The following is a 20,050-nucleotide window of genomic DNA, read 5'->3' as shown; positions in this document are numbered from 1 at the left end:
TTAGATTTCCAGTTCTTCGTCGTCATCGCCGCCGGCATACACCGGCTTGATGCGGAAAGACTGGAGGTACTGGATCCACTGCGAACCCGGCAACTCGGCGAGCGACTCCTGCACGAATTCGATTTCGGTATCGAACTGCTTCGGCGTCAGGCCGCCGCGCATCAACTGGAAGCGGCAGTACACCAGGTAGGTATTGACGACATCGGTTTCGCAGTAATCGCGGATCGCGGGCAACTGGCCGTCCTGGTAGGCCTGCCAGACCTTGCTGCCGTCCATGCCCATCTTGCCGGGAAAGCCGCACAGCTTGGCGAGATCGTCCAGCGGTGCGCTGGCTCGCGGCTGGTACATCGCCAGCAGGTCCATCAGGTCCAGGTGCCGCATGTGGTAACGACTGATGTAGTTGTTCCACTTGAATTCGCGGCTGTCGGACTCGCTGCCTTCGCCCATTTCCCAGTAGCGCGGCGCCACGATGCCATGCACCAGCCCGCGGTAATGCAGCACGGGCAGGTCGAAGCCGCCACCGTTCCACGACACCATCTGGGGCGAGTAGCGCGCCACAAGGTCATAGAACTTCTGGATCAGCACCGCCTCGCCGTCTTCCAGCGTGCCAAGCGAGCCCACGTGGAAAACCGGTGTGCCATCGCGCTGGTTACGGCGCAGCACGCAGGAAATGGCCGCGATGCGCTGCAGGTAGTGTGGCAGGAAATCGGTGCCGTTTTTCTCGCGGCGGGCCGCGAAAGCATGTTCGGCGACCTCGGCATCGGTCATGGAGTCGGGATGGTCGTGCAGACGACGCAAACCATCGACATCGGGAATCGTCTCGATGTCGAATACCAGCACAGGTGTCATAGAACAGCGTCCTTGCGCACGCCTTGCGAAGCAAAATGGCGTTTGAGCTTGACCAGCGCCTCTTGCTGGATCTGGCGCACACGCTCGCGCGTCAGCCCCATTTCCTCGGCAAGTTCTTCCAGCGTGGCCGGCTCGATGTGATTAAGCCCGAAGCGGCGCTCGACAACATAGCGGTGCTTTTCGGACAAACGCGCCAACCATTGTTTCATCAGGTTTTCCAGCTCGCGGTGGGCGACTTCCTGGTCGGGCGCGGCATTGTGCTCGTCCGAGAGGAAATCAAGCAGGCTGGATCCGGGATCGAGATCGAATGGCGTGTCGAGCGAGGTGGTGTGCTCGTTGAGCGCGAGCACGTCTTGTATTTCGTCAGGGGTCTTGCCCAGCAGGTGGGCAATGTCTTCCAGGCTGGCATCGCGGCCGTCGGTGCCACCCTTCTCCAGATGGCGCTTGGCGCGCAGCACCTGGTTGAGCTCGCGGATGACGTGGACCGGCAGGCGTACGGTGCGCGCCTGGTTCATGATGGCGCGCTCGATGCTCTGGCGGATCCACCATGTGGCGTAGGTCGAGAAACGGAATCCGCGGGAGGGATCGAATTTCTCGATGGCGTGCATCAGACCGAGATTGCCTTCCTCGATCAGGTCCAGCAGCGGCACGCCGCGATTGAGGTAGCCCTTGGCGATGCTGACCACCAGCCGCAGGTTGCGCTCGATCATGACCTGCCGCGCCGAGAAATCCCCGCCCTTGGCCAGGGTGGAAAAATGCAGTTCCTCCGGCGCGGACAAGAGCGGCTTGATGCTGATGCGATTCAGGTAATGCTGGACGGTGTCGGCTGCCAGTTCGGTGTGCAGCACGGTGCGGAAGTCGTCATGATCGGGCGCGGCCGGCTCGGCGGCGGCCTCGCCCTCTTCTTCGTCCTCGGACTCTTCTTCGTCCTCGTCGCGGGCCTGGCGCTCGACTTCCTCGACCATCAGGTCGGCCTCGCGCAGGCCTACCGCCGTGCCCGTGGTGATGGGCTCATCGGTAAGCGGCACCAGGTCGGCGGCCGGGTCCTGGCCGTAGGCCTCGGAATCTGCATCGGCATCGGCTTGCGCCACGCCAGTGGACTGCTGCAACTCCGGCTGCTTGGGACGCCGAGCGCGGCTGGTGCTTCCGGTGGAGACAGTTTTCTGGCGTGGCATGAACCCTCACTGTGGCGGCAGATACCGCATCGGATCGACTGGTTTCCCGTTCTTGCGTACCTCGAAATGCAGCTTCACACGATCGGTGTCACTGTTGCCCATCTCTGCAATCTTTTGTCCCTTGCGGACCGTTGCCTGCTCCGTCACCAGCACCTTGTCGTTGTGGCCGTACGCAGTGAGATATGTATCGTTGTGTTTGATGATGACAAGATTCCCGTAGCCGCGCAAGGGGCCAACGTGAATCACGCGGCCATCGTCGGCTGCTTGCACCGGATCGCCCTTTTTGCCGGCAATATCAATGCCCTTGTTGCCTTTTTCGTCGAAACGCCCGATCAGCTGGCCGGTGACCGGCCATGCCAGCTTGACCGAGCCATCGGCGGCTGGCGCGGAGGCCGCCGCCACGGGCGCGGAAGCCCCGCCGGCAGTGGCTGTCGACGGAACCGGCGTGGGCACAGGACGCGCCTGGTCGATCGGCTGGCCCTGCACGCCACCCGGCGCCACCGGCATGGTGGCTACGCCGGTGCCCGCGTTGACGTCGGCGCCAGGAGGCGCCACGCGCAACAATTGACCCACTTCGATCTGGTTGGCATTGGCCAGAGAATTCCAGGCCGCGACATCGCGATAGGACTGGCCGTTCTCGAGCGCGATTCGATAAAGCGTATCGCCTCGCTTGACGCGATAGTACCCAGGCGGCGCGGGTTCCAGCGGGACGACACCGGCGACGCCGGCTCCCGAGGTGCGGTCCACCACGGGCGCCGGCATGGGCGAGGAGGCGCAGGCGGCCAGCAAGGCCAGCAGCAGGGAGGCGGTAGCGAGCTGCCCGGCGCGGGCGAAACGTTCCGTGTTCACGATATTGTGCATAGTTCGACTCAGATAGTGCCCGATTTTAATGGCACAAAGAAAACGGCTTCAAGCGCGGTCCGGTGAAAGCGATGCCGGTTACGCCGCTCGATCAACAATAATTGCTGTGTGACGGTCTGCCCGGCCCCGCCGGCGGAGGGAGGCACCGCCACGGGCGCGATCAGCCGCCCGCCAATGGCAAGCTGCTCCAGCAACGCCTGAGGCACCTCCATGCCGGCCGCCGCCAGGATAATCGACGAAAACGGCGCCGCCTGGGGTAAACCCAACATGCCATCACCATAATGCAGGCGCAGGTTTGGCACCCGCAGCGGCCGCAAGTTCGCCTTGGCTTGTTCGTGCAGCGGACGAATCCGTTCGATGGAGAACACTTCGCGCGCCACCAGGCTCAGCACGGCCGCCTGATAACCGCAGCCGGTACCGATTTCCAGCACACGCTCCAGCGGCTCATCCGCGCCGAGGCCATCGCGCAACAGCTCGATCATGCGAGCCACCACCGACGGCTTGGAGATGGTCTGCTGGTGGCCGATCGGCAACGCCGCATCTTCATACGCCTGCGACGACAGGCCGGGCTCGACAAACAGGTGGCGCGGGATGGTGGCAATCGCGTCGAGTACGCGGTCGTCGCGGATGCCGGCCGCGCGCAGCCGCGCCGCCAGCGCGCCACGCGCGCGCTCCGAGGCCATGCCACCGCCGCCCGCCGTAGCGGCACTGGCACGCGCCTGCACGGCGCTCGCTGCCGGGGTGGGCGCAGCAGGCGCCTTGGCCGCGCGCGATTTGGCGGCCATCGCCGCGCCGCGCGCGCCGCCCACGGCAGGCATGCCAGCGGTACGCGCCGGCGCGGGCTTGCGCTCGACCACCGCGTCCAGCGACAGGGGAAATTTTGGGCGACGCGGGACGGAACTCATGACGGCCGGCAACTGCGCTGGCGAGGGCTTATGCCAGCCACTGGTTGATCTGCTCGAGCTGCCCGCGGTGAGTCAGGTCCAGCTGCAAAGGAGTCAGCGACACAAAGCCTTCGCCCGTGGCATGGAAGTCCGTGCCCTCGCTCGCATCGCGCGCATCGCCGGCGGGGCCGATCCAATAGTTGGTATCGCCGCGCGGGTTGACCTGCGTGATGACCGGCTGGGACGGATGGCGCTTGCCGAGCCGGGTGGCACGGTAGCCCTTGATGTGTTCAAACGGCAGGCTGGGAATATTGACGTTGAGCAGGAACGGCTCGGCCGAGGGCCTGGCGATATAGCGCTCGACAATGTCGCGTGCCACGCGCGCGGCGGCGTCGAGATGGGTCCAGCCCTTGTCCACCTGCGAAAAAGCGATCGAGGGAATGCCAAGCAGGAAGCCCTCGATGGCGGCGGCGACGGTACCGGAATACAGTACGTCCTCGCCCATGTTCTGGCCCTGGTTGATGCCGGACACCACCAGGTCGGGTTTCTCGTCGAGCAGGCCGGTCAGCGCGATATGCACGCAATCGGTCGGCGTGCCGTTGACGAAGCGGAACCCCTTCTGCACGCCCTCCCGGGCTTCATAGATGGACAGTGGCCGCTGCAAGGTCAGCGAGTTGGAAGCACCGCTGTGGTTCTGCTCAGGCGCAATTACCGTGATGCGCGCCAGCGGCGCCAGCGCGGCATGTAGCGCGGCTAGCCCCGGCGCCAGGTAACCGTCATCGTTTGCGAGGAGGATATGCATGGCCGGGATTGTACCTGACAAGGCTGCCGCAAGCGGCCTGTCCGCAGCGCAAATCCTGCCGCAAAACCCGTGCCCGGCGGCGGCTCGCCAGCTTGTAACAGAACGACCGTGCTATTTTTGAGCTACACTTGCCCGGGCCTGCCTGGCGCAACTGGCATGGACCACGCGTGCATCGCGCATGCACCCTTTTGCGCCATCTTCTGCCGGGCATCGAACATATCACCGGAGACATGATGAAAGCCGTACTTTGCAAAGCCTGGGGCCCGCCTGATTCGCTGGTGCTCGAAACCCTGCCTGACCTCGTGCCCGGCGCGGGCGAAGTCGTCATCGACGTGAAGGCGGCTGGCGTGAATTTTCCCGACGTCCTCATCATCCAAAACAAATACCAGGCCAAGCCGCAGCTGCCCTTCTCGCCCGGCTCGGAACTGGCTGGCGTGGTCAACGCGGTGGGCGAAGGCGTGACGCACGTCAAACCCGGCGACAAGGTTATCGCCTACCTGGGCAACGGCGCCTTCGCCTCGCAGGCCAAGGCCCCCGCCGCCGCCGTGGTGCCGATGCCACCGGGCATCGACTTCGAGACCGCTGCGGCATTCACCCTCACCTACGGCACCTCGCACCATGCGGTGATCGACCGGGGTGAGCTGAAGGCGGGCCAGACCATGCTGGTGCTCGGCGCTGCCGGCGGCGTGGGCCTGGCCGCCATCGAAATCGGCAAGGCCATCGGCGCGCGCGTGATCGCGGCCGCCTCCACCGACGAAAAGCTCGCGGTCTGCAAGGACCATGGCGCCGATGCGCTGATCAACTACAGCACCGAAGACCTGCGCGAACGCGTGAAGGCGCTGACCGATGGCCGCGGCCCCGACGTCATCTATGACCCGGTGGGCGGCGTCTACGCCGAGCCGGCGTTCCGCTCGATCGGCTGGCGCGGCCGCTACCTGGTGGTTGGCTTCGCCAATGGCGAAATCCCCAAGCTCCCGCTGAACCTGGCGCTGCTCAAGGGCGCCTCGCTGGTGGGCGTGTTCTGGGGTGACTTTGCACGGCGCGAACCCAAGGCCAACCAGGCCAACATGGCACAGATGCTGGGCTGGATGAAGGAAGGCAAGATCCGCCCGCATATCTCCGCGCGCTATCCGCTGGAGCAGGCGCCGCAAGCCCTGAAAGACATGGAAGCCCGCAAGGTCACCGGCAAGATCGTCATCGTGCCCTGAGGTGGCGCGCCTCTGGCGCCGTGCAAGAGCAAAAAAAGCGCCTGGGGCCGTAGCACCAGGCGCTTTTTTCTTGCTCGGCGGCGTTTCACGCAGCCATCACTGCCCGCATCAGAAGCGATGCTGCAAGCCGGCGGTCACGCCCACCTGGTTGTTTGCATAGCCGATGAAGTCCCGGGACAAGCTCACGTTCTGCCCGTTGCGCGCCTTGGCATAGCCACCCGACAGGTAAGCCGTGGTGCGCTTTGACAGCGCATACTGGGCACGCATCGAGAACAGGATCGGATCGGCATCGCTGCCGCCCTTGATATTCTGCTTGTAGACCGCGCCATACAACGTGAACGCAGGCGTGAAGTCATACGACGCGCCGCCCCAGTACATATCGCTGCGGTGAGACGCGGCCGCCGTGGTGAAGGTCCGCTTGTAGTTGCGGTAGCCCGCGTAAAGCTTCAGGTCGCCGAAGTCATAGCTGGCGCCAGCGTGGATGCCCTGAATGTAATTCGTGACATCGGCGGGCGTGGTGCTGGTGCCCGCGCCGTTCTGGCGGTCCCAGGTAGCGGCCGCGGCAAAGCCGCCCGCGCTGTAGCCCACACCGAGATCGTACTTGGACGAGCTCTTGAAGCTGCCGGCCACTTCACCCAGCGCCACCGTGGCACCCAGCTTCACGCCGCCAAAGGTGCCGTCGTAGCGGATCGCGTTGGACGCGCGCGAGAACAGGCCATCCTTGCGGTCGCCGGTAGCGGTCGCCGAGGTCGCCCACGAATAATTCGGCGCGTAGCCCATCGGGTCGAACGGCAGCATGAAATCGTAGGTGGTGGTGAAGGTGCGGCCCAGCACCACTTGGCCATACTTGCTGGACAAGCCAACGATGGCGCGGCGATCGAACAGCGTGCCGTCGGAATCCAGCCGGCCTGTATCGATGGCGATGCCGCTCTCCAGCTGGAACAGTGCCTTGAGCCCACCGCCAAGGTCCTCGCTGCCGCGCATGCCCCAACGCGACGTGTTCTTGCCGCCCGAGGTCATCTTGAGCACCGAGCCGTTCGGGCCGGCATGGCTGGCATATTCGATGCCGGCATCCATGATGCCGTACAGGGTCACGCTGGATTGCGCCGCGGCGCCACCGGCCAGGCTCATGCCGACTGCTGCCAGCGCGATCGATTTCAGCTTCATGCTGTCTCCTCTTGTGATTTGTGATTTGTGATTCTTGTGGTGATATCCGGGCAGCCCCCCGGGATGGCACGCATGGTATGGCAGGTGCACTTTCAGTTCGCTTTCGAAATTCGACGGATTTCATTGCCGCGCGGCATTCGGAGTCGGGAGTTTCCCTAGCTTCAAAGTCGGGCCGGATACCTGTATTCCTCAGCGCAGCCCGCCGTTGCGGCGCTCCCCCGCTTTTACCGATTTCACCCGGGCGCCCCGCCCAGCCAAGAGAATGCGAATCCTGCTCGTTGAAGATAATGTGATGCTGGCGAATGCCCTGGTCGAGGCGCTAAGCCAGGCGGGCTTCACCGTGGACTGCATGCACGATGGCCGCGCGGCCGATCACCTGCTCTCGACCCAGGACTACGCGCTGGTCATCCTCGACCTGGGCCTGCCTAAGCTCGATGGCCTGGAGGTGCTGCGGCGCCTGCGGCAACGGCGCAATGCCATGCCCGTGCTGATCCTGACCGCGCACGGCTCGGTCGAGGATCGCGTGAAGGGGCTCAACCTGGGTGCGGACGACTACCTGTCCAAGCCGTTCGACCTGTCGGAACTAGAGGCCCGCGCACGCGCGCTGATACGCCGCAGCTTTGGTCACGAGAGCACGCAATTGCAATGCGGCCCGCTGTGCTATGACGGCATCAGCCGCGCCTTCGTGCTGGGCGGCGAGCCCCTCGCGCTGACCCGGCGGGAGCGCGCCGTGCTCGAGGTGCTGATGCTGCGCGACGGACGCGCCGTCAACAAGGAAGCCATGTCGGAGAAGATTTTCGGCATCGATGAATCGGTCAACCCGGACGCCATCGAAATCTACGTGCATCGCCTGCGCAAGAAGCTCGAAGGCAGCGGCGTGGCCATCGTGACCCTGCGCGGGCTGGGCTATCTGCTCGATGCCTCCCCGCAAGCAAGCGTGGCCACGCCCACCGCCCGATGAGAGTCCCGAGCCTGCGCCTGCAGCTGTCGCTCTGGCTGCTGCTGCCGTTGCTGGCGCTGCTGGCAATGGACGCTTGGATGACCTATCACCGCGCGATGGACGCGGCCCACGTGGCGTTCGACCGCACGTTGGAAGCCTCGCTCAAATCGATGCGCGAAGGCATCCGCCTGCATGAGGGCCGCTTCGCCATCGACGTGCCTTACCTGGCGCTGGAGATCTTCGAGTCCGAGGCCGGCAGCCGGATCTACTACGTGATTCGCGACGAGCACGGCGCCACGCTGACCGGCTACGACGACCTGCCGATGCCGGCCACGCCAAAGCAGCCGCTCTACAAGACCGTCTTCTACGACGCCGTTTTCCGCGGCGAGCCGGTGCGCATGGCAGCGCAGCCGCTGCCGGTGCGCGACATGCCGTCGGGGCAGGCGCGGCTGGTCTGGGTGCTGGTCGGCGAGACCATCGAGCCGCGCCAGTCGCTGGCGCACGAGATCCTGGCCGGCTCGCTGCAACAGGAAATGATACTGGTCACGCTGGCGCTGGGCATCGTGTGGTTCGGCGTGCGGCGCGGCCTGCGGCCGCTGCACCGGCTCAGCGCCACGGTGGCCGAACGTGGCGCCGACGACCTGGCGCCGCTGGAGCAAAAGGACCTGCCCGCCGAAATGAAGCCTCTGGTCGAGGCGATCAACCAATACGTTGCGCGCCTGCACCGCATGTTGCTGGCGCGCAAGCGCTTCTTTGCCGATGCCGCCCACCAGTTGAAGACGCCGCTGGCCATCATGCAGGCGCAGTCGGAACTGGCGCTGCGCGAGCGCGATGGCGACCGTATCCTTCGCCACCTGGGGCCGCTGCACGATACCGTGCGCCACGCCGCCAAGGGCGTGCAGCAATTGCTTTCGCTATCGCGCCTGGAACCGGACAGTGGCTACGCGCCGGCGTTGCTGCCCTTGCGCCTCGATACGCTGGCCAGGGACGTGGCGCTCGAATGGGCACCGGTGGCGCGGGCCGCCCAGGTCGACCTGGGCTTCGAAGCCGATGCGCCGGTACAAGTCCTGGGGCAAGCGGAACTGCTGCAGGAGTTGGCCGGCAACCTCGTGGATAACGCGATCCGCTACGGCGGCGCCGGAACGCAGGTGACCGTGCGCGTGGTGGGTCCGGAAAACCAGCCGTTGCTGCAAGTGGTGGATAGCGGCCCGGGCGTTGCTGACGACGAGCGCGACAAGGTATTCCAGCGCTTCTATCGCGGCGAATCCATCCCGGGGCAGGCTGGCAGCGGCCTGGGCCTGCCGATCGTGCGCCAGATCGCGCGCGCCCATGGCGCCACGGTGGCGCTTGAGGAAACCCCCGGCGGCGGCCTGACCGTCAGCGTGCGCTTCGCGGTGACCGCGGTGGCGGGCGCCGGGGCCGGGCTCGCATCGCACCAAAGTTGGCGGGACCACTAAGGCGGGCAATTGGCCGGCAGTGCCAGCTCCTGCCGAAACGGATCGACCTTCAGGCTTGGGTCCTTCATGCGCAAGCAGTAAGTCCCTGCGGCGCCGCGCACGCGCGCAGTGCGGTTCGTGCCCACCTGCGACTCGACAAGGGCCTCGCCTTGCGCGGCCGCGGCCATGCCCGCGGCAAGCCGCTGCGCAGGCGAGGCCACCGCGTCGGAGGCGGCGCGCTCGAAGACGGCCTCGCCCCGCTGACGACTACGGGCGATATTGTCCCGCGCATCACTGGTGGCAGATGCCGGATCTGCGGAGCGCATCGGTGCCAGCGGCAGCATGGGCACGCTGGCCGCGCTAGAACTGTTGAAAGGTACGCCCGCCCCGGGCGGCAAAGCCATCGCCGCGGCTGGCTCCCGGCCGGACTGCCTTGCGGACACGCGCTCAGGCCGAGACGCGGACAAGGCCTGCGGCTTGCGGGAGGATGCAGCGGGCTTGGCGGTGGCAGCGGGCGTGGGTAACCTGGTGGACGGCAACACTGCCACCCACTGCATGGCCCGCTGATCCCGCTCGCCAGGCCGTGGCAACGAGAGCGAGGCCTGCCGTGCCGGCCAGGGCACCGGGCCCAGCACGAGCCCATGCGCCACCAGCACCAGCGCCACCACGATCGGCCACTGGCGGCGGCGCATGGCGTGCGCGCCGCGGTCAGCATTGGGCATCACGCTGGCTTAGCGCCGGCCGATACGGACGATGCGTGAGAAAACAGGGGGATGCATGGCGACTCCGGACGGTGAGCAAGCCGTGATCTTATGTGAAAATGATTGTCTTACAAACAATTTTTATTGTAAAACAATAAATTTCAACCAACCTCCACCACGTTGCGGCTCACTCTCGCGATCGCCCGGGTGCCAGCCCGACGGCTGGCTTACAGCCGCTCGGTCTCTCCGCTCTTGGGCTGCCACTTCATCAGCCGCTTCTCCACGTTGCCGACCAGCGTATCCAGCATCAGCGCCGCCGCGGTCAGCACCACGATGCCCGCGAACACGGTGTTGATGTCGAAGGTGCCCTCGGCCTGCAGGATCAGGTAGCCAACGCCGCGCGCCGAGCCCAGGTACTCGCCCACCACCGCGCCCACGAAGGCCAGGCCGACTGACGTATGCAACGAGGAAAACACCCAGCTGGTCGCGCTCGGCAGGTAGACATGGCGCAGCAGCTGCTTGCGGTTCGCGCCCAGCATGCGCACGTTGGCCAGCACCACGGGGCTGACTTCCTTGACGCCCTGGTAGACGTTGAAGAACACGATGAAGAACACCAGCGTCACCGCCAGCGCTACCTTGGACCAGATGCCAAGGCCAAACCAGACGGCGAAGATCGGCGCCAGGATCACGCGTGGCATCGAGTTCATCGCCTTGATATAGGGATCGAGGATGGCCGAGGTGAGCGGGCTGAGCGCCAGCCACAGGCCAACGCCGAGGCCCGCGGCCGTGCCGATGCCAAAGGCCAGCAGCGTCTCGATCAAGGTCACGCCGAGGTGGACGTAGATGTCGCGCTCGATGACGAACCAGTTCCAGATGCGCTGGGCCACCATCAGTGGCTCACCGAAGAAGAAGGCAACCTGCTGCGAGCGCGTGGCGGCATGCCAGGCGCCGAGGATCACAACGAGGACGAGCAGCTGCCAGAATCGCAGCATGCCTTTGGAGTCGGGACGGAAAGCCATGGGAATCGAAACTCGAATTGAAATCAGACTGGATTGATCAGACCGGATTGAATGGGAACGAAGCGCGCCAGGCCATCTCAGGCCACCTTGCGCTGCTGCGCGTAGCCCTTGAGCACTTCCTCGCGCAGCACGTCCCAGATGGCCGCGTGCAGCTCGATGAAGCGAGGATGGTTGCGGATCTCGGCCACGTCGCGCGGACGCGGCAGGTCGATGGCGAACTCGCCGATCGGGTGCGTGCCGGGACCTGCCGACAGCACCACCACGCGGTCGCTCATGGCGATGGCCTCGTCAAGATCGTGGGTGATGAACAGCACTGCCTTGCGCTTGGCCGCCCACAGCTCCAGCACCTCGTTTTCCATCAGCTGGCGGGTCTGGATGTCGAGCGCGGAGAACGGCTCGTCCATCAGGATGATGTCCGGATCCAGTATCAGCGTCTGGGCCAGGCTCACGCGCTTGCGCATGCCGCCGGAGAGCTGGTGCGGGTAGCGGTCGCCAAACCCGCCCAGGCCGACGCGGCGCAGCCAGGCCTCGCCCTCCTGCTGCGCTTCGGCACGCGCCATGCCGCGGAATTCAAGCCCGGCAATGACGTTGTCGAGCGCGCTGCGCCACGGCATCAGCGCCTCGGCCTGGAACATGTAGCCGGCGCGGGCGTTGATGCCGCGCAGCGGCTCGCCGAACACCCGTACCTCGCCGATCGAAGGCTGCAGCAAGCCGGCCCCCACATTCAGCAAGGTGGACTTGCCGCAGCCGGTCGGCCCCACCACGGAGACGAACTCGCCGGGCTGGATGTCCAGGGTGGTCTCCTTGACGGCGGTATAGCGCTGGCTGCGATCGTCGCGGGAGACGAAGGTGCAGGTGACGTTGTCGAGGGAAAGTGCGGGAGTGCTCATGGCAGGCTCTTGGCGGATACGGTGCTGAATGACGCAACGGGTGCGATGGATGCAGGCACCGCGGCTCCGCGCGATAGTAATGACGTGGAAAGCAGGTTCAGGACGGCGCACCAGATGCCATGGATGGCATCGGTATGCGCCAATGCAAAGGCCCGCTGCACGCAGCGGGCCGCCGGCACCCTGGGCGCAGGCGATGCCTTACTTGTACTTGGCGTTCGCCTTCTGCACGAAGGTGTTGGTGAAGGTGTTCTCCAGCTTGATGGTCTTGCCCTTCAGGTCCGGGTCGAACTGTTGCAGCGTGTTGAGCGCGGTCTTGGGACCGTCGGCCGGCATGGTACCGTCCGGCGAGATGGCTTCCTTGACCTTTTCCCAGGCGGACAAATACAGCGCGCGGTCGCCCAGCAGATAGCTTTCCGGCACGGTCTTGACGATGTCCGACGGGCCGGCCTTCTGCAGCCACTTGAGCGCGCGCACCATGGCGTTGGTCATGGCCTGCGTGGTGTTCGGGTTCTGCTGGATAAAGGCGGTGGACGCGTACAGGCAACCCGACGGCATATTGCCGCCGAAGACAGCCTGGGTGTCCTTGAGCGTGCGGGTGTCAGAGGCGATGCGCACTTCGTTCTTCTGGGTCAGCATCGACACGACAGGATCGAGGTTGGCCATCGCGTCGATCTGGCCGGAGCGCATGGCCGCCACCGCGCCAGCGCTGGCGCCGACACCGATGAAGGAAACGTCCGATGCCTTCAGGCCGGCTTTTGCCAGCACGAAGTTGGCCATCATGTTGGTGGAGGATCCCGGCGCGGTCACGCCGATCTTCTTGCCCTTGAGGTCGGCCACCGACTTGAAGTTGGGCATGGTCTTGTTGGAGACCACCAGCACGATCTGCGGGGCGCGGCCCTGCAGCACGAATTCCTGGTACTGCTGGCCCTTGGCCTGCAGGTTGATGGTGTGCTCGTAGGCGCCGGAAACCACATCGGCGCTACCGCCCACCACGGCCTGCAGCGCCTTGGCGCCGCCGGCGAAGTCGACGATCTCGACGTCGAGCCCTTCATCCTTGAAGTAGCCGAGGCGCTCGGCAATGGTCAGCGGCAGGTAGTAGAACAGGTTCTTGCCGCCCACGGCGATGGTGACCTTGGTCTTCTCGGGCTTGCCCTGTGCCTGGGCGTAGCCGCCAAACGTGAACCAGCCCGCAAGGAACAGCGCCAGCGCGAGCAGCGCCTGCTTCCAGAATTTCTTGTTATACATTTCTCTCTCCTACCTGATTACCCGTCAACTGCGGCTCTCGCGCTGATGCATGCCACGTGTGCCACGGCATGCGTAGTGCCGCGTAGCGGCAAGTTGCGATGCTAGCCGATGCCGCAGAGCGCCGCATCGGGATCAACACCTATGCCACGCCGGCATCCGCGCCAGCGTGTGGGCATCGAAGATACAGGGTGCGCCTTTCGGCCGGCTTACTGCCGGCCCCGGGCGCAGGCATCATTCCGCGTGGATATCGGCGGCCTTGATGACCTTGGCCCAGCGGACCAGCTCGTTGCGCTGATAGGTCGCGAGTTGCTGCGGGCCCATGAACTTCGCCTCGGCGCCGAGCTCCTCCGCCTTCTTGCGGAAGGCCTCGGTCTGCATGATGCGCTCGATCTCGCCGGCGAGCTTGTCGATGATCGGCTTAGGCGTGCCAGCCGGCGCGTACATCGCGAACCAGGACGACACATCGAGATCGGGATAGCCCGCTTCCGGTGCGGAGGGCACGTCCTTCAGGCTGGGCAGGCGCTGCTTGCTGGTGACCACCAGCGCGCGCAGCTTGCCGCCCGCGATATGCCCCATCAGGGGCGGCGGCGTGGTGATAGTGAGATCCACCGAGCCGCCCAGCAGGTCGGTCATGGCCGGGCCAGTGCCTTTGTATGGGACATGGGTGATCTGGATGCCGGCCATCTGGTTCAGCAGCTCGGTGGAAACATGCTGCAGCGAACCGTTGCCCGACGACGCGTAGTTGAGCTTGTTGGGGTTAGCCTTGGCATAGGCCACCAGTTCCTTGAGCGTCTTCACCGGCAGGCTCGGGCGCACCACCAGTACTTGCGGCGCAGACAGGATGTTGGCGACCGGGGAGAAATCCTTCACCGGGTCCCACGCGTTCTTCATCAGCAGCGGCGAGATGACCTGGTAGCCCGAGTACTGCACCATCAGGGTGTAGCCGTCCGGCTTGGCGCGCGCCACCGTCTGCGCGGCAATGCCGCCCGAGCCGCCGGGGCGGTTGTCCACTACCACCGGCTGGCCGAGGGCCTTGGACAGGGGCTCGGCGATCATGCGCGCGGCCAGGTCGGTGGTGCCGCCCGCGGCGGCGGACACCACCAGCGTGACCGGGCGCGTCGGGTAGGCGCCGTCCTGCGCCCATGCGGCCGTGCCGGCCAGGCCGGCGGCAGCCAGAGCCACGGCGGCGAGCATCTTGCGGCGCGCGCCGGATGCGCACAGGGAAGATTGGGGACGTGCGATGGCAAATGCCGGATTGCGAGGCATGGAGTGTCTCCTGCTTGGTGCTTGTTGATCTTGGTTTTTTGATCAGCGCCCGCCGGCCCTCGCCGTGCGGTGCGCACCCGTCGTTCGGGATTCTTGTGGGCGGGCCCGGTGTCAGCCCTGCCCGGCGAAATGCTCGGCCAGCCAGGCCGGCGGCTGGTGCGTGCGCAGGCGAGTGCCGGCGCGCAGCAACTGGCTGGCGGTGTCACGCTGGACCAGCGCGGGCAAGCCGGCCACCACGTCGAGCAGGCGCGCCAGGTCCACGCCGGTGTCCACGCCCATGGCATCGAACATATGCACCAGTTCCTCGGTGCTGACGTTGCCGCTGGCACCGGGCGCAAAGGGGCAACCACCGAGACCGCCGGCGGCGGCGTCGAAGCGGGTCACGCCCGCCTGCCAGGCGGCCAGCGCGTTGGCCAGGCCCATGCCGCGGGTGTTATGCAGGTGAATGGTGAGGCCCGCCTGCGGCAAGCTTTGCTGGAAACGCTCGCACAGCGCGGCCACCTGCGTGGGATACGCCATGCCGGTGGTGTCGCACAGCGTGATGCCGGCCGCGCCAGCATGGGCGAAGGACTCGGCCAGGGCCATCACGGCACCGGCATCGACCTCGCCCTCGAAGGGGCAGCCGAACACGGTGGACAGAGAAACATTGACCGGCACACCCGCCGCGTTGGCCGCCTCGATCATTGCCAGCAATTGCGCTTGCGATTGAGCGCGCGTCATGCGCAGGTTGGCGCGGTTATGCGTCTCGCTGGCCGACATCACCAGGTTGAGCTCATCGGGCCGGCACGACAACGCGCGCTCCAGGCCGCGCAGGTTCGGCACCAGCGCGGTGTAGCGCACGCCCGCGCCGCGCTGCATGCGGTGCATGACCGCCTCGGCATCGGCCAATGCGGGGATGGCCTTGGCCGAGGTAAATGACGTGGCTTCGATGCGGGCAAAGCCGCAGGCGGACAAGGCATCCAGAAAGGCCACCTTGGCGTCAGTGGGCACCACGGCCGGCTCGATCTGCAGGCCATCGCGCGGCGCGACTTCGTTGATCTCGATGCGGGCCGGGCCGCGCAGCATGCATGACGCGCTCATGCCACCACCCCGCGTGCGCGCATGTCGGCGATGGTGGCAGCGTCGAAGCCGGCCGCCTCCAGTACGCTGTCGGTGTGTTCGCCCAGCGTGGGCGCACGGTCGTGGATGGCGCCCGGGCTGGCCGAGAGCTTGGGCATGATGCCCGGCACTTCGACGCTCAGGCCGCTGGCCGCGGTCACGCTCTCGATCACGCCGCGCGCACGGTAGTGCGGGTCTTCCGAGATGTCCTTGACGGTGTAGATGCGCCCGGATGGCACTTCGGCCTGCTTGAGCACCACCAGCGCGTCTTCCACGCTTTGCGTGCGGGTCCACGCGGTGATGGCGGCATCGATCTCGTCGACGCGCTTCACGCGGCCGTCGTTGCGCGCGAGCGCCGGGTCGTCGCCCAGGTCGGCGCGGCCGATAGCGTGCATCAGGCGCTTGAAGATGGCGTCTCCGTTGGCGGCCACCAGCACGTACTCGCCACTGGCGCAGGGATAGGCGTTGGACGGCGCGATGCCGGGCAAGGCGCCGCCAGCCGGCTGGCGCACGGCGCCAAACGCCGAATACTCCGGCAGCAGGCTTTCGCTCAGGTTGAACAGCGACTCGTACAGCGCCACGTCGATCACCTGCCCTTCGCCGCCGCGCGCATCGCGCTCGTACAGCGCCAGCAGCACGCCGAGCGCGCCATGCAGCCCGGCGATGGTGTCGCCCAGCGACAGGCCGGCACGCACCGGGGCACGGCCCGGCTCGCCCGTGAGGTAGCGCAGGCCGCCCATGGCCTCGGCCACCGCGGCAAAGCCCGGCTCGTCCTTCTTCGGGCCGGTCTGGCCGTAGCCGGACACGCGCACCATGATCAGGCCGGGGTTTTCCGCGCGCAGCGCTTCATAGCCCAGGCCCCATTTCTCCATGGTGCCGGGACGGAAGTTCTCGATCAGCACGTCGGCCTCGGCAGCCAGCTTGCGCACCACGGCCTGCCCTTGCGGATTGCGCAGGTCGATGCAGATGGATTGCTTGTTGCGCGATTGCGCTTCCCACCAGACAGAGGTGTCCTCGTAAAGCATGCGCCATTTGCGCAGCGGGTCGCCCTGTCCGGGCGGCTCCACCTTGACCACGTGAGCGCCGAAATCGGCGAGGGTCTTGGCGGCGAAGGGGCCGGCAATCAATTGCCCGAGTTCGAGGACCCGAATGCCTTCAAGGATCTGTCGCGCCATGGTGGGGGTGTCTCCGTGCGGTGTGGGTTGCAGCAGGCGTGTGCCGATGGGAAGCGCCGCGGCCAGCGCGGCTGGCGGCACGCCTTGTTTCGACGCAGTGTGCCCCAGCCGGGCGGCTGGCGGAATCGGCATTCGGAGAAGCGGGCCTTCTCGGAACGCGAAAGCCCCGAACGAACCACGTTTCAGAACGGCGCGCGGTCGCCGCAGAGATGGGTGATGAGCAGCCGCGCCGACACCGTCAGCCCGGCGGGGTCACGCATGCCGATCAGCAGCGTGCGGCGGGCCCACGCATCCTGCAGCCCCACCAGCGACAAACCCATCGACTGCACGTGCGGCTCGGCCGCGATGCGCGGCAGCACGCCCACGCCCAGCCCCGCCATCACCATGCGGCACATGGCGTCGAAGCTGCGCACCTGGATGCGCAGGCGGAAAGGCCGGTCCAGCCGGCTGCTTTCCTCCAGCAAGCGGGCCGCCAGCGAGGTGACCTGCGGCAAGCTGACGAAGTCGTATTCCAGCGTGTCCGCATAGCGCACGGGCCCGCGCTCGGACAGCGGATGGCCCGGCGGCGTGACCAGCACCAGTTCGTCCTGCCGGTACTCCACCGTGACCAGGCCCGCGCTGGGCGTGCGGTCGGCAAAGATGCCCACGTCCGCGCGGTTTTCCACCAGCGCGGCCACGATCTCGCTGCTGTTCTGCTCTTCGAGCTCGATGCGGATGGTCGGATGCAGCGCCATGAAGGTCGCCAGGTCGTCGGGCAGGAACTGCGTGATGGCCGAGGTATTGGCGCACACGCGCACCTGGCCGCGCACGCCGCTGGCGTAGTCCGACATCACGCCGGCCATGCGCTCCACGTCCTGCAGGATGGTCAGCGCATGGTGGAAGCAGGCCTGCCCGGCCTCGGTCAGCTGCACCCCGGCCGCGTGGCGAAAGAACAGCGGCGCGCCAACGGCGGCCTCCAGGTCGGAAATGCGCTTGCTGGCCGCTGCCACCGCCAGGTGCGACTGGCGCGCGCCGGCGGAAATGCTGCCCTGGCGGGCCACGGCCACGAACAGGCCAAGCGTGACAAGGTCGAAACGGGCAAGATTCATGCGGTCGTGACCCCGCGCACGGACCCAGGCATGGCAATGCGATCGGGCACGGCTACACCGCGCGCCGGTCCATCACCGCGCGGGCAATGGTGCCGGCATCGACGTACTCAAGCTCGCCGCCCACCGGCACGCCGCGCGCCAGGCGCGACACCTTGAGGCCGCGCGCTTTCAGCATCTCGCCGACATAGTGCGCCGTGGCCTCGCCTTCGCTCGTGAAATTGGTGGCGACGATCACCTCGGTCACCGGGCCGCCCATGGCGGGGTCGGTGGCACGCGCCAGCAACCGGTCCAGGTGGATCTCGCGCGGGCCGATGCCGTCGAGCGGAGAAAGCCGGCCCATCAGCACAAAATACTGGCCGCGATAGGTCAGCGTCTGCTCGATCATGATCTGGTCGGACGGCGTCTCCACCACGCACAGCAGCGAGGCGTCGCGCCGCTCGTCCAGGCAGGTCGAGCAGATTTCCTGCTCGGTGAACGTATTGCAGCGCGAGCAATGCTTGATGCCGTCGGCCGCGCCGCGCAAGGCGTCGCCCAGCTTGCGGGCACCTTCGCGGTCGTGCTGCAGCAGGTGGTAAGCCATGCGCTGGGCCGACTTCGGCCCCACGCCCGGCAAGACCCGCAACGCCTCGATCAGCGCCTGCAACGAGGTCGGGGGAGCGCCCTTCATGCCGGCCCTCCGGACGCCGCCATGCTCACCACCGGCAAGTGATGCAGCACGGTGGGAAACGGCTCATAGAAATGATGCAGCAAGGCTTTCCACTGCTGGTACTCGGGCGAGCCGCGAAAACCCTCGGTGTGGTCTTCCAGCGTGCGCCAGCGCACTGTCAGCAGGTACTCCGACGGCCGCTCGATACCGCGATGCAACTCAAGCCCAAGAAAGCCCGGCATGCCCGCGATGATATGACGCGCCTGCCCGAAAGCCGCTTCAAAGGCGGCTTCCTGGCCGGGGCGCACCGGCAGCACTGCGGATTCGAGAATCATGCGGGCTCCGTGCCAGGCTCAGAACGGCAGCTTGAAGCCCGGGGGCAACGGCAGGCCGGAGGTCATCGAGCCCATCTTTTCCTGCGAGGTGGCCTCGGCCTTGCGCACGGCGTCGTTGAACGCAGCGGCGACCAGGTCTTCCAGCAGTTCCTTGTCTTCGCCTTCGGCGAGCAGGCTGGGGTCGATGGAGACGCGCTTGACGTCGTTCTTGCAGGTCATCACCACCTTGACCAGGCCGGCGCCGGACTGGCCCTCGACCTCGATCAGGGCAAGCTGCTCCTGCATCTTCTTCATGTTTTCCTGCATCTGCTGGGCTTGCTTCATCAGCCCGGCCAGTTGGCCCTTCATCATGGAGTGCTCCTGATTAGCGTTTGGATGGAAGTTACGGGCCGCCGCGGGTCTTGGGCGCCGGCGGCCTGGCAAAAATAAGAGGTCAGGCGGCGCGCGGCTGGATCGATCCCTCCAGGATCGTGCCGCCAAACTCGCGCAGCAAACCCTGCACGAAGGGATCCCCTTCGATAGTGGCCTCGGCTTCGCGCTGGCGCTCGGCGCGAGCCTGCGCATCCGCGGCGGCGGCGGTATCAGCCACCGCGCCAATCTCGCACTGCACCCGCACTTCGGTGCCGAGGTGCTCGGCCAGCGTCTGCTGCAGGCGTTCGACGACGCCCGCCTCGGTAATGGGCGCCACCGGCGCGCGCAGGTGGAAGGTGCGGCCCACGACCTGGACAAGCTCGCTCTGGTAGGCCAGTTGCTGTGCAAGGCCCTTGAGCGGCAGGCTGGCAGCCAGTGCCGGCCACGCGCCGGTGAACACCGGCGGCGTGCCATCTTCGCCCGCCACCGGCGGCTTAGGCGGCGTGAGCCGCACCGGGGCCACCGGCTCGGCCGGGGCGGCTTGCACCGCGGCGGGAGCAGGCGGCGCAGCGCGCGGGGCAGGTTCGCGCCGGGGCGCGGCCTGGCGCGAGGGCATTGGCTCGGGATCGCTGTCGTACGGCCCGATCACGGGCAGGTCGGGCGGGAGGTCTTCCCAGGGCGGCACGTCGCTGCTGCCCGCGTGTTCCCACGGCGGGACGTCGTCGCTCGGGCCGCTATCGCGGACATCGCGCGCATCCGTGGCGGCTTGCCGCGCGGGCACAGGCTCCCGGCGCGATGGGGCTGCGGCCTGGGCGGCAGGCATCGGGGCCGCCGGCCTCGACACCGCAGCGGGTGGGCCAGGCGGACGCAAGGGCTGGGCCGAGGGCGGGCGCGCGGCCGGCGCAGCCGCAGCG

At 66.6% G+C, this 20,050-nt stretch carries 21 protein-coding genes; 3 read left to right on the top strand and 18 right to left on the bottom strand.

Going from position 1 to position 20,050, the window contains the following annotated elements; translation table 11 throughout:
* Genes AB4061_RS32665 through surE form a run of 5 tightly spaced genes read right to left on the bottom strand, consistent with a single transcriptional unit; the run spans position 1 to position 4,571 of the window.
* Positions 1–849 carry a 3'-5' exonuclease gene (locus AB4061_RS32665; RefSeq protein WP_441640343.1) on the bottom strand — a complete coding sequence of 283 codons (849 nt, stop codon included), beginning with the start codon at positions 847–849 and terminating at the stop codon, positions 1–3.
* The gene (gene rpoS / locus AB4061_RS32660; RefSeq protein ID WP_150992413.1) at positions 846–2,024 is read right to left on the bottom strand and encodes an RNA polymerase sigma factor RpoS; all 1,179 of its coding nucleotides are present in this window, start codon (positions 2,022–2,024) and stop codon (positions 846–848) included. Before rpoS ends, AB4061_RS32665 begins: the two co-directional genes overlap by 4 nt.
* Before the next feature lie 6 nt (positions 2,025–2,030).
* Positions 2,031–2,885, bottom strand: coding sequence for a peptidoglycan DD-metalloendopeptidase family protein (locus tag AB4061_RS32655; protein ID WP_441640342.1), 855 nt, complete (start codon positions 2,883–2,885; stop codon positions 2,031–2,033).
* An 8-nt stretch (positions 2,886–2,893) separates the two neighbouring features.
* Entirely contained in the window at positions 2,894–3,790 is an 897-nt protein-coding gene (locus AB4061_RS32650) for a protein-L-isoaspartate(D-aspartate) O-methyltransferase (RefSeq protein ID WP_441640341.1), read from the bottom strand.
* Positions 3,791–3,818: 28 nt separating this feature from the next.
* Positions 3,819–4,571 (bottom strand): 5'/3'-nucleotidase SurE, encoded by a 753-nt coding sequence (gene surE / locus AB4061_RS32645; protein ID WP_416049072.1) that lies wholly within the window; start codon positions 4,569–4,571, stop codon positions 3,819–3,821.
* Positions 4,572–4,804: 233 nt separating this feature from the next.
* Here surE and AB4061_RS32640 point away from each other — a divergent pair, with 233 nt between their 5' ends.
* A complete protein-coding gene (locus AB4061_RS32640) occupies positions 4,805–5,779 on the top strand; it encodes an NADPH:quinone oxidoreductase family protein (protein WP_441640340.1) in 975 nt (324 codons plus the stop codon).
* A 108-nt stretch (positions 5,780–5,887) separates the two neighbouring features.
* Here AB4061_RS32640 and AB4061_RS32635 read toward each other — a convergent pair whose 3' ends face one another.
* Positions 5,888–6,946: a porin gene (locus tag AB4061_RS32635; RefSeq protein ID WP_441640339.1), complete on the bottom strand. Its 1,059-nt coding sequence runs from the start codon at positions 6,944–6,946 to the stop codon at positions 5,888–5,890.
* 262 nt (positions 6,947–7,208) lie between these two features.
* On the opposite strand from AB4061_RS32635, the gene AB4061_RS32630 reads away from it, so the two are divergent.
* Both AB4061_RS32630 and AB4061_RS32625 read left to right on the top strand, forming a co-directional pair.
* Positions 7,209–7,907 (top strand): response regulator, encoded by a 699-nt coding sequence (locus tag AB4061_RS32630; protein ID WP_441640338.1) that lies wholly within the window; start codon positions 7,209–7,211, stop codon positions 7,905–7,907.
* On the top strand, positions 7,904–9,343 hold the full coding sequence (locus tag AB4061_RS32625) for a sensor histidine kinase N-terminal domain-containing protein (RefSeq protein WP_441640337.1): 1,440 nt from the start codon (positions 7,904–7,906) through the stop codon (positions 9,341–9,343). The genes AB4061_RS32630 and AB4061_RS32625 overlap by 4 nt, the downstream gene beginning before the upstream one ends.
* Here the strand turns inward: AB4061_RS32625 and AB4061_RS32620 are convergent.
* The 12 genes from AB4061_RS32620 to AB4061_RS32565 all read right to left on the bottom strand — a co-directional run.
* Complete coding sequence (locus tag AB4061_RS32620; RefSeq protein WP_441640336.1) at positions 9,340–10,044, bottom strand: hypothetical protein; 705 nt, start codon at positions 10,042–10,044, stop codon at positions 9,340–9,342. The two genes, AB4061_RS32625 and AB4061_RS32620, sit on opposite strands and share 4 nt — an antisense overlap.
* A gap of 206 nt (positions 10,045–10,250) precedes the next feature.
* Positions 10,251–11,042: an ABC transporter permease gene (locus AB4061_RS32615; RefSeq protein ID WP_441640335.1), complete on the bottom strand. Its 792-nt coding sequence runs from the start codon at positions 11,040–11,042 to the stop codon at positions 10,251–10,253.
* A gap of 77 nt (positions 11,043–11,119) precedes the next feature.
* Positions 11,120–11,932, bottom strand: a complete 813-nt coding sequence (locus tag AB4061_RS32610) for an ABC transporter ATP-binding protein (RefSeq protein ID WP_441640334.1) — start codon at positions 11,930–11,932, stop codon at positions 11,120–11,122.
* A 198-nt stretch (positions 11,933–12,130) separates the two neighbouring features.
* Positions 12,131–13,177 carry an ABC transporter substrate-binding protein gene (locus tag AB4061_RS32605; RefSeq protein WP_441640333.1) on the bottom strand — a complete coding sequence of 349 codons (1,047 nt, stop codon included), beginning with the start codon at positions 13,175–13,177 and terminating at the stop codon, positions 12,131–12,133.
* A 231-nt stretch (positions 13,178–13,408) separates the two neighbouring features.
* Positions 13,409–14,371, bottom strand: a complete 963-nt coding sequence (locus AB4061_RS32600) for a Bug family tripartite tricarboxylate transporter substrate binding protein (protein WP_441640362.1) — start codon at positions 14,369–14,371, stop codon at positions 13,409–13,411.
* A gap of 183 nt (positions 14,372–14,554) precedes the next feature.
* Positions 14,555–15,523, bottom strand: a complete 969-nt coding sequence (locus tag AB4061_RS32595; RefSeq protein ID WP_441640332.1) for a hydroxymethylglutaryl-CoA lyase — start codon at positions 15,521–15,523, stop codon at positions 14,555–14,557.
* Positions 15,520–16,716, bottom strand: a complete 1,197-nt coding sequence (locus AB4061_RS32590) for a CaiB/BaiF CoA transferase family protein (protein WP_441640331.1) — start codon at positions 16,714–16,716, stop codon at positions 15,520–15,522. The genes AB4061_RS32595 and AB4061_RS32590 overlap by 4 nt, the downstream gene beginning before the upstream one ends.
* Before the next feature lie 182 nt (positions 16,717–16,898).
* Positions 16,899–17,804 (bottom strand): LysR family transcriptional regulator, encoded by a 906-nt coding sequence (locus tag AB4061_RS32585; RefSeq protein WP_043347514.1) that lies wholly within the window; start codon positions 17,802–17,804, stop codon positions 16,899–16,901.
* A 52-nt stretch (positions 17,805–17,856) separates the two neighbouring features.
* The gene (gene recR, locus AB4061_RS32580) at positions 17,857–18,471 is read right to left on the bottom strand and encodes a recombination mediator RecR (RefSeq protein ID WP_150993105.1); all 615 of its coding nucleotides are present in this window, start codon (positions 18,469–18,471) and stop codon (positions 17,857–17,859) included.
* Complete coding sequence (locus AB4061_RS32575) at positions 18,468–18,785, bottom strand: antibiotic biosynthesis monooxygenase family protein (RefSeq protein WP_441640330.1); 318 nt, start codon at positions 18,783–18,785, stop codon at positions 18,468–18,470. Before AB4061_RS32575 ends, recR begins: the two co-directional genes overlap by 4 nt.
* Positions 18,786–18,803: 18 nt before the next feature.
* Positions 18,804–19,136 (bottom strand): YbaB/EbfC family nucleoid-associated protein, encoded by a 333-nt coding sequence (locus AB4061_RS32570; RefSeq protein WP_006157727.1) that lies wholly within the window; start codon positions 19,134–19,136, stop codon positions 18,804–18,806.
* Between the two features lie 82 nt (positions 19,137–19,218).
* On the bottom strand, positions 19,219–20,050 hold an 832-nt coding region (locus tag AB4061_RS32565; protein WP_441640329.1), incomplete at its 5' end, for a DNA polymerase III subunit gamma/tau C-terminal domain-containing protein.

Origin of the sequence: Cupriavidus sp. YAF13 (assembly GCF_052113425.1) — a bacterium.
Classification (GTDB): Bacteria; Pseudomonadota; Gammaproteobacteria; order Burkholderiales; family Burkholderiaceae; genus Cupriavidus.
The sequence above is the reverse complement of the archived record's forward strand: the minus strand, read 5'-3'. Positions and strand labels throughout refer to the sequence as shown.

Bases quoted from the DNA above. Each gene is read 5' to 3' on its own strand.
- AB4061_RS32665 (WP_441640343.1), bottom strand. From the start codon at position 849: ATGACACCTGTGCTGGTATTCGACATCGAGACGATTCCCGATGTCGAT.
- rpoS (WP_150992413.1), bottom strand. From the start codon at position 2,024: ATGCCACGCCAGAAAACTGTCTCCACCGGAAGCACCAGCCGCGCTCGG.
- AB4061_RS32655 (WP_441640342.1), bottom strand. From the start codon at position 2,885: ATGCACAATATCGTGAACACGGAACGTTTCGCCCGCGCCGGGCAGCTC.
- AB4061_RS32650 (WP_441640341.1), bottom strand. From the start codon at position 3,790: ATGAGTTCCGTCCCGCGTCGCCCAAAATTTCCCCTGTCGCTGGACGCG.
- surE (WP_416049072.1), bottom strand. From the start codon at position 4,571: ATGCATATCCTCCTCGCAAACGATGACGGTTACCTGGCGCCGGGGCTA.
- AB4061_RS32640 (WP_441640340.1), top strand. From the start codon at position 4,805: ATGAAAGCCGTACTTTGCAAAGCCTGGGGCCCGCCTGATTCGCTGGTG.
- AB4061_RS32635 (WP_441640339.1), bottom strand. From the start codon at position 6,946: ATGAAGCTGAAATCGATCGCGCTGGCAGCAGTCGGCATGAGCCTGGCC.
- AB4061_RS32630 (WP_441640338.1), top strand. From the start codon at position 7,209: ATGCGAATCCTGCTCGTTGAAGATAATGTGATGCTGGCGAATGCCCTG.
- AB4061_RS32625 (WP_441640337.1), top strand. From the start codon at position 7,904: ATGAGAGTCCCGAGCCTGCGCCTGCAGCTGTCGCTCTGGCTGCTGCTG.
- AB4061_RS32620 (WP_441640336.1), bottom strand. From the start codon at position 10,044: ATGCCCAATGCTGACCGCGGCGCGCACGCCATGCGCCGCCGCCAGTGG.
- AB4061_RS32615 (WP_441640335.1), bottom strand. From the start codon at position 11,042: ATGGCTTTCCGTCCCGACTCCAAAGGCATGCTGCGATTCTGGCAGCTG.
- AB4061_RS32610 (WP_441640334.1), bottom strand. From the start codon at position 11,932: ATGAGCACTCCCGCACTTTCCCTCGACAACGTCACCTGCACCTTCGTC.
- AB4061_RS32605 (WP_441640333.1), bottom strand. From the start codon at position 13,177: ATGTATAACAAGAAATTCTGGAAGCAGGCGCTGCTCGCGCTGGCGCTG.
- AB4061_RS32600 (WP_441640362.1), bottom strand. From the start codon at position 14,371: ATGCTCGCCGCCGTGGCTCTGGCTGCCGCCGGCCTGGCCGGCACGGCC.
- AB4061_RS32595 (WP_441640332.1), bottom strand. From the start codon at position 15,523: ATGAGCGCGTCATGCATGCTGCGCGGCCCGGCCCGCATCGAGATCAAC.
- AB4061_RS32590 (WP_441640331.1), bottom strand. From the start codon at position 16,716: ATGGCGCGACAGATCCTTGAAGGCATTCGGGTCCTCGAACTCGGGCAA.
- AB4061_RS32585 (WP_043347514.1), bottom strand. From the start codon at position 17,804: ATGAATCTTGCCCGTTTCGACCTTGTCACGCTTGGCCTGTTCGTGGCC.
- recR (WP_150993105.1), bottom strand. From the start codon at position 18,471: ATGAAGGGCGCTCCCCCGACCTCGTTGCAGGCGCTGATCGAGGCGTTG.
- AB4061_RS32575 (WP_441640330.1), bottom strand. From the start codon at position 18,785: ATGATTCTCGAATCCGCAGTGCTGCCGGTGCGCCCCGGCCAGGAAGCC.
- AB4061_RS32570 (WP_006157727.1), bottom strand. From the start codon at position 19,136: ATGATGAAGGGCCAACTGGCCGGGCTGATGAAGCAAGCCCAGCAGATG.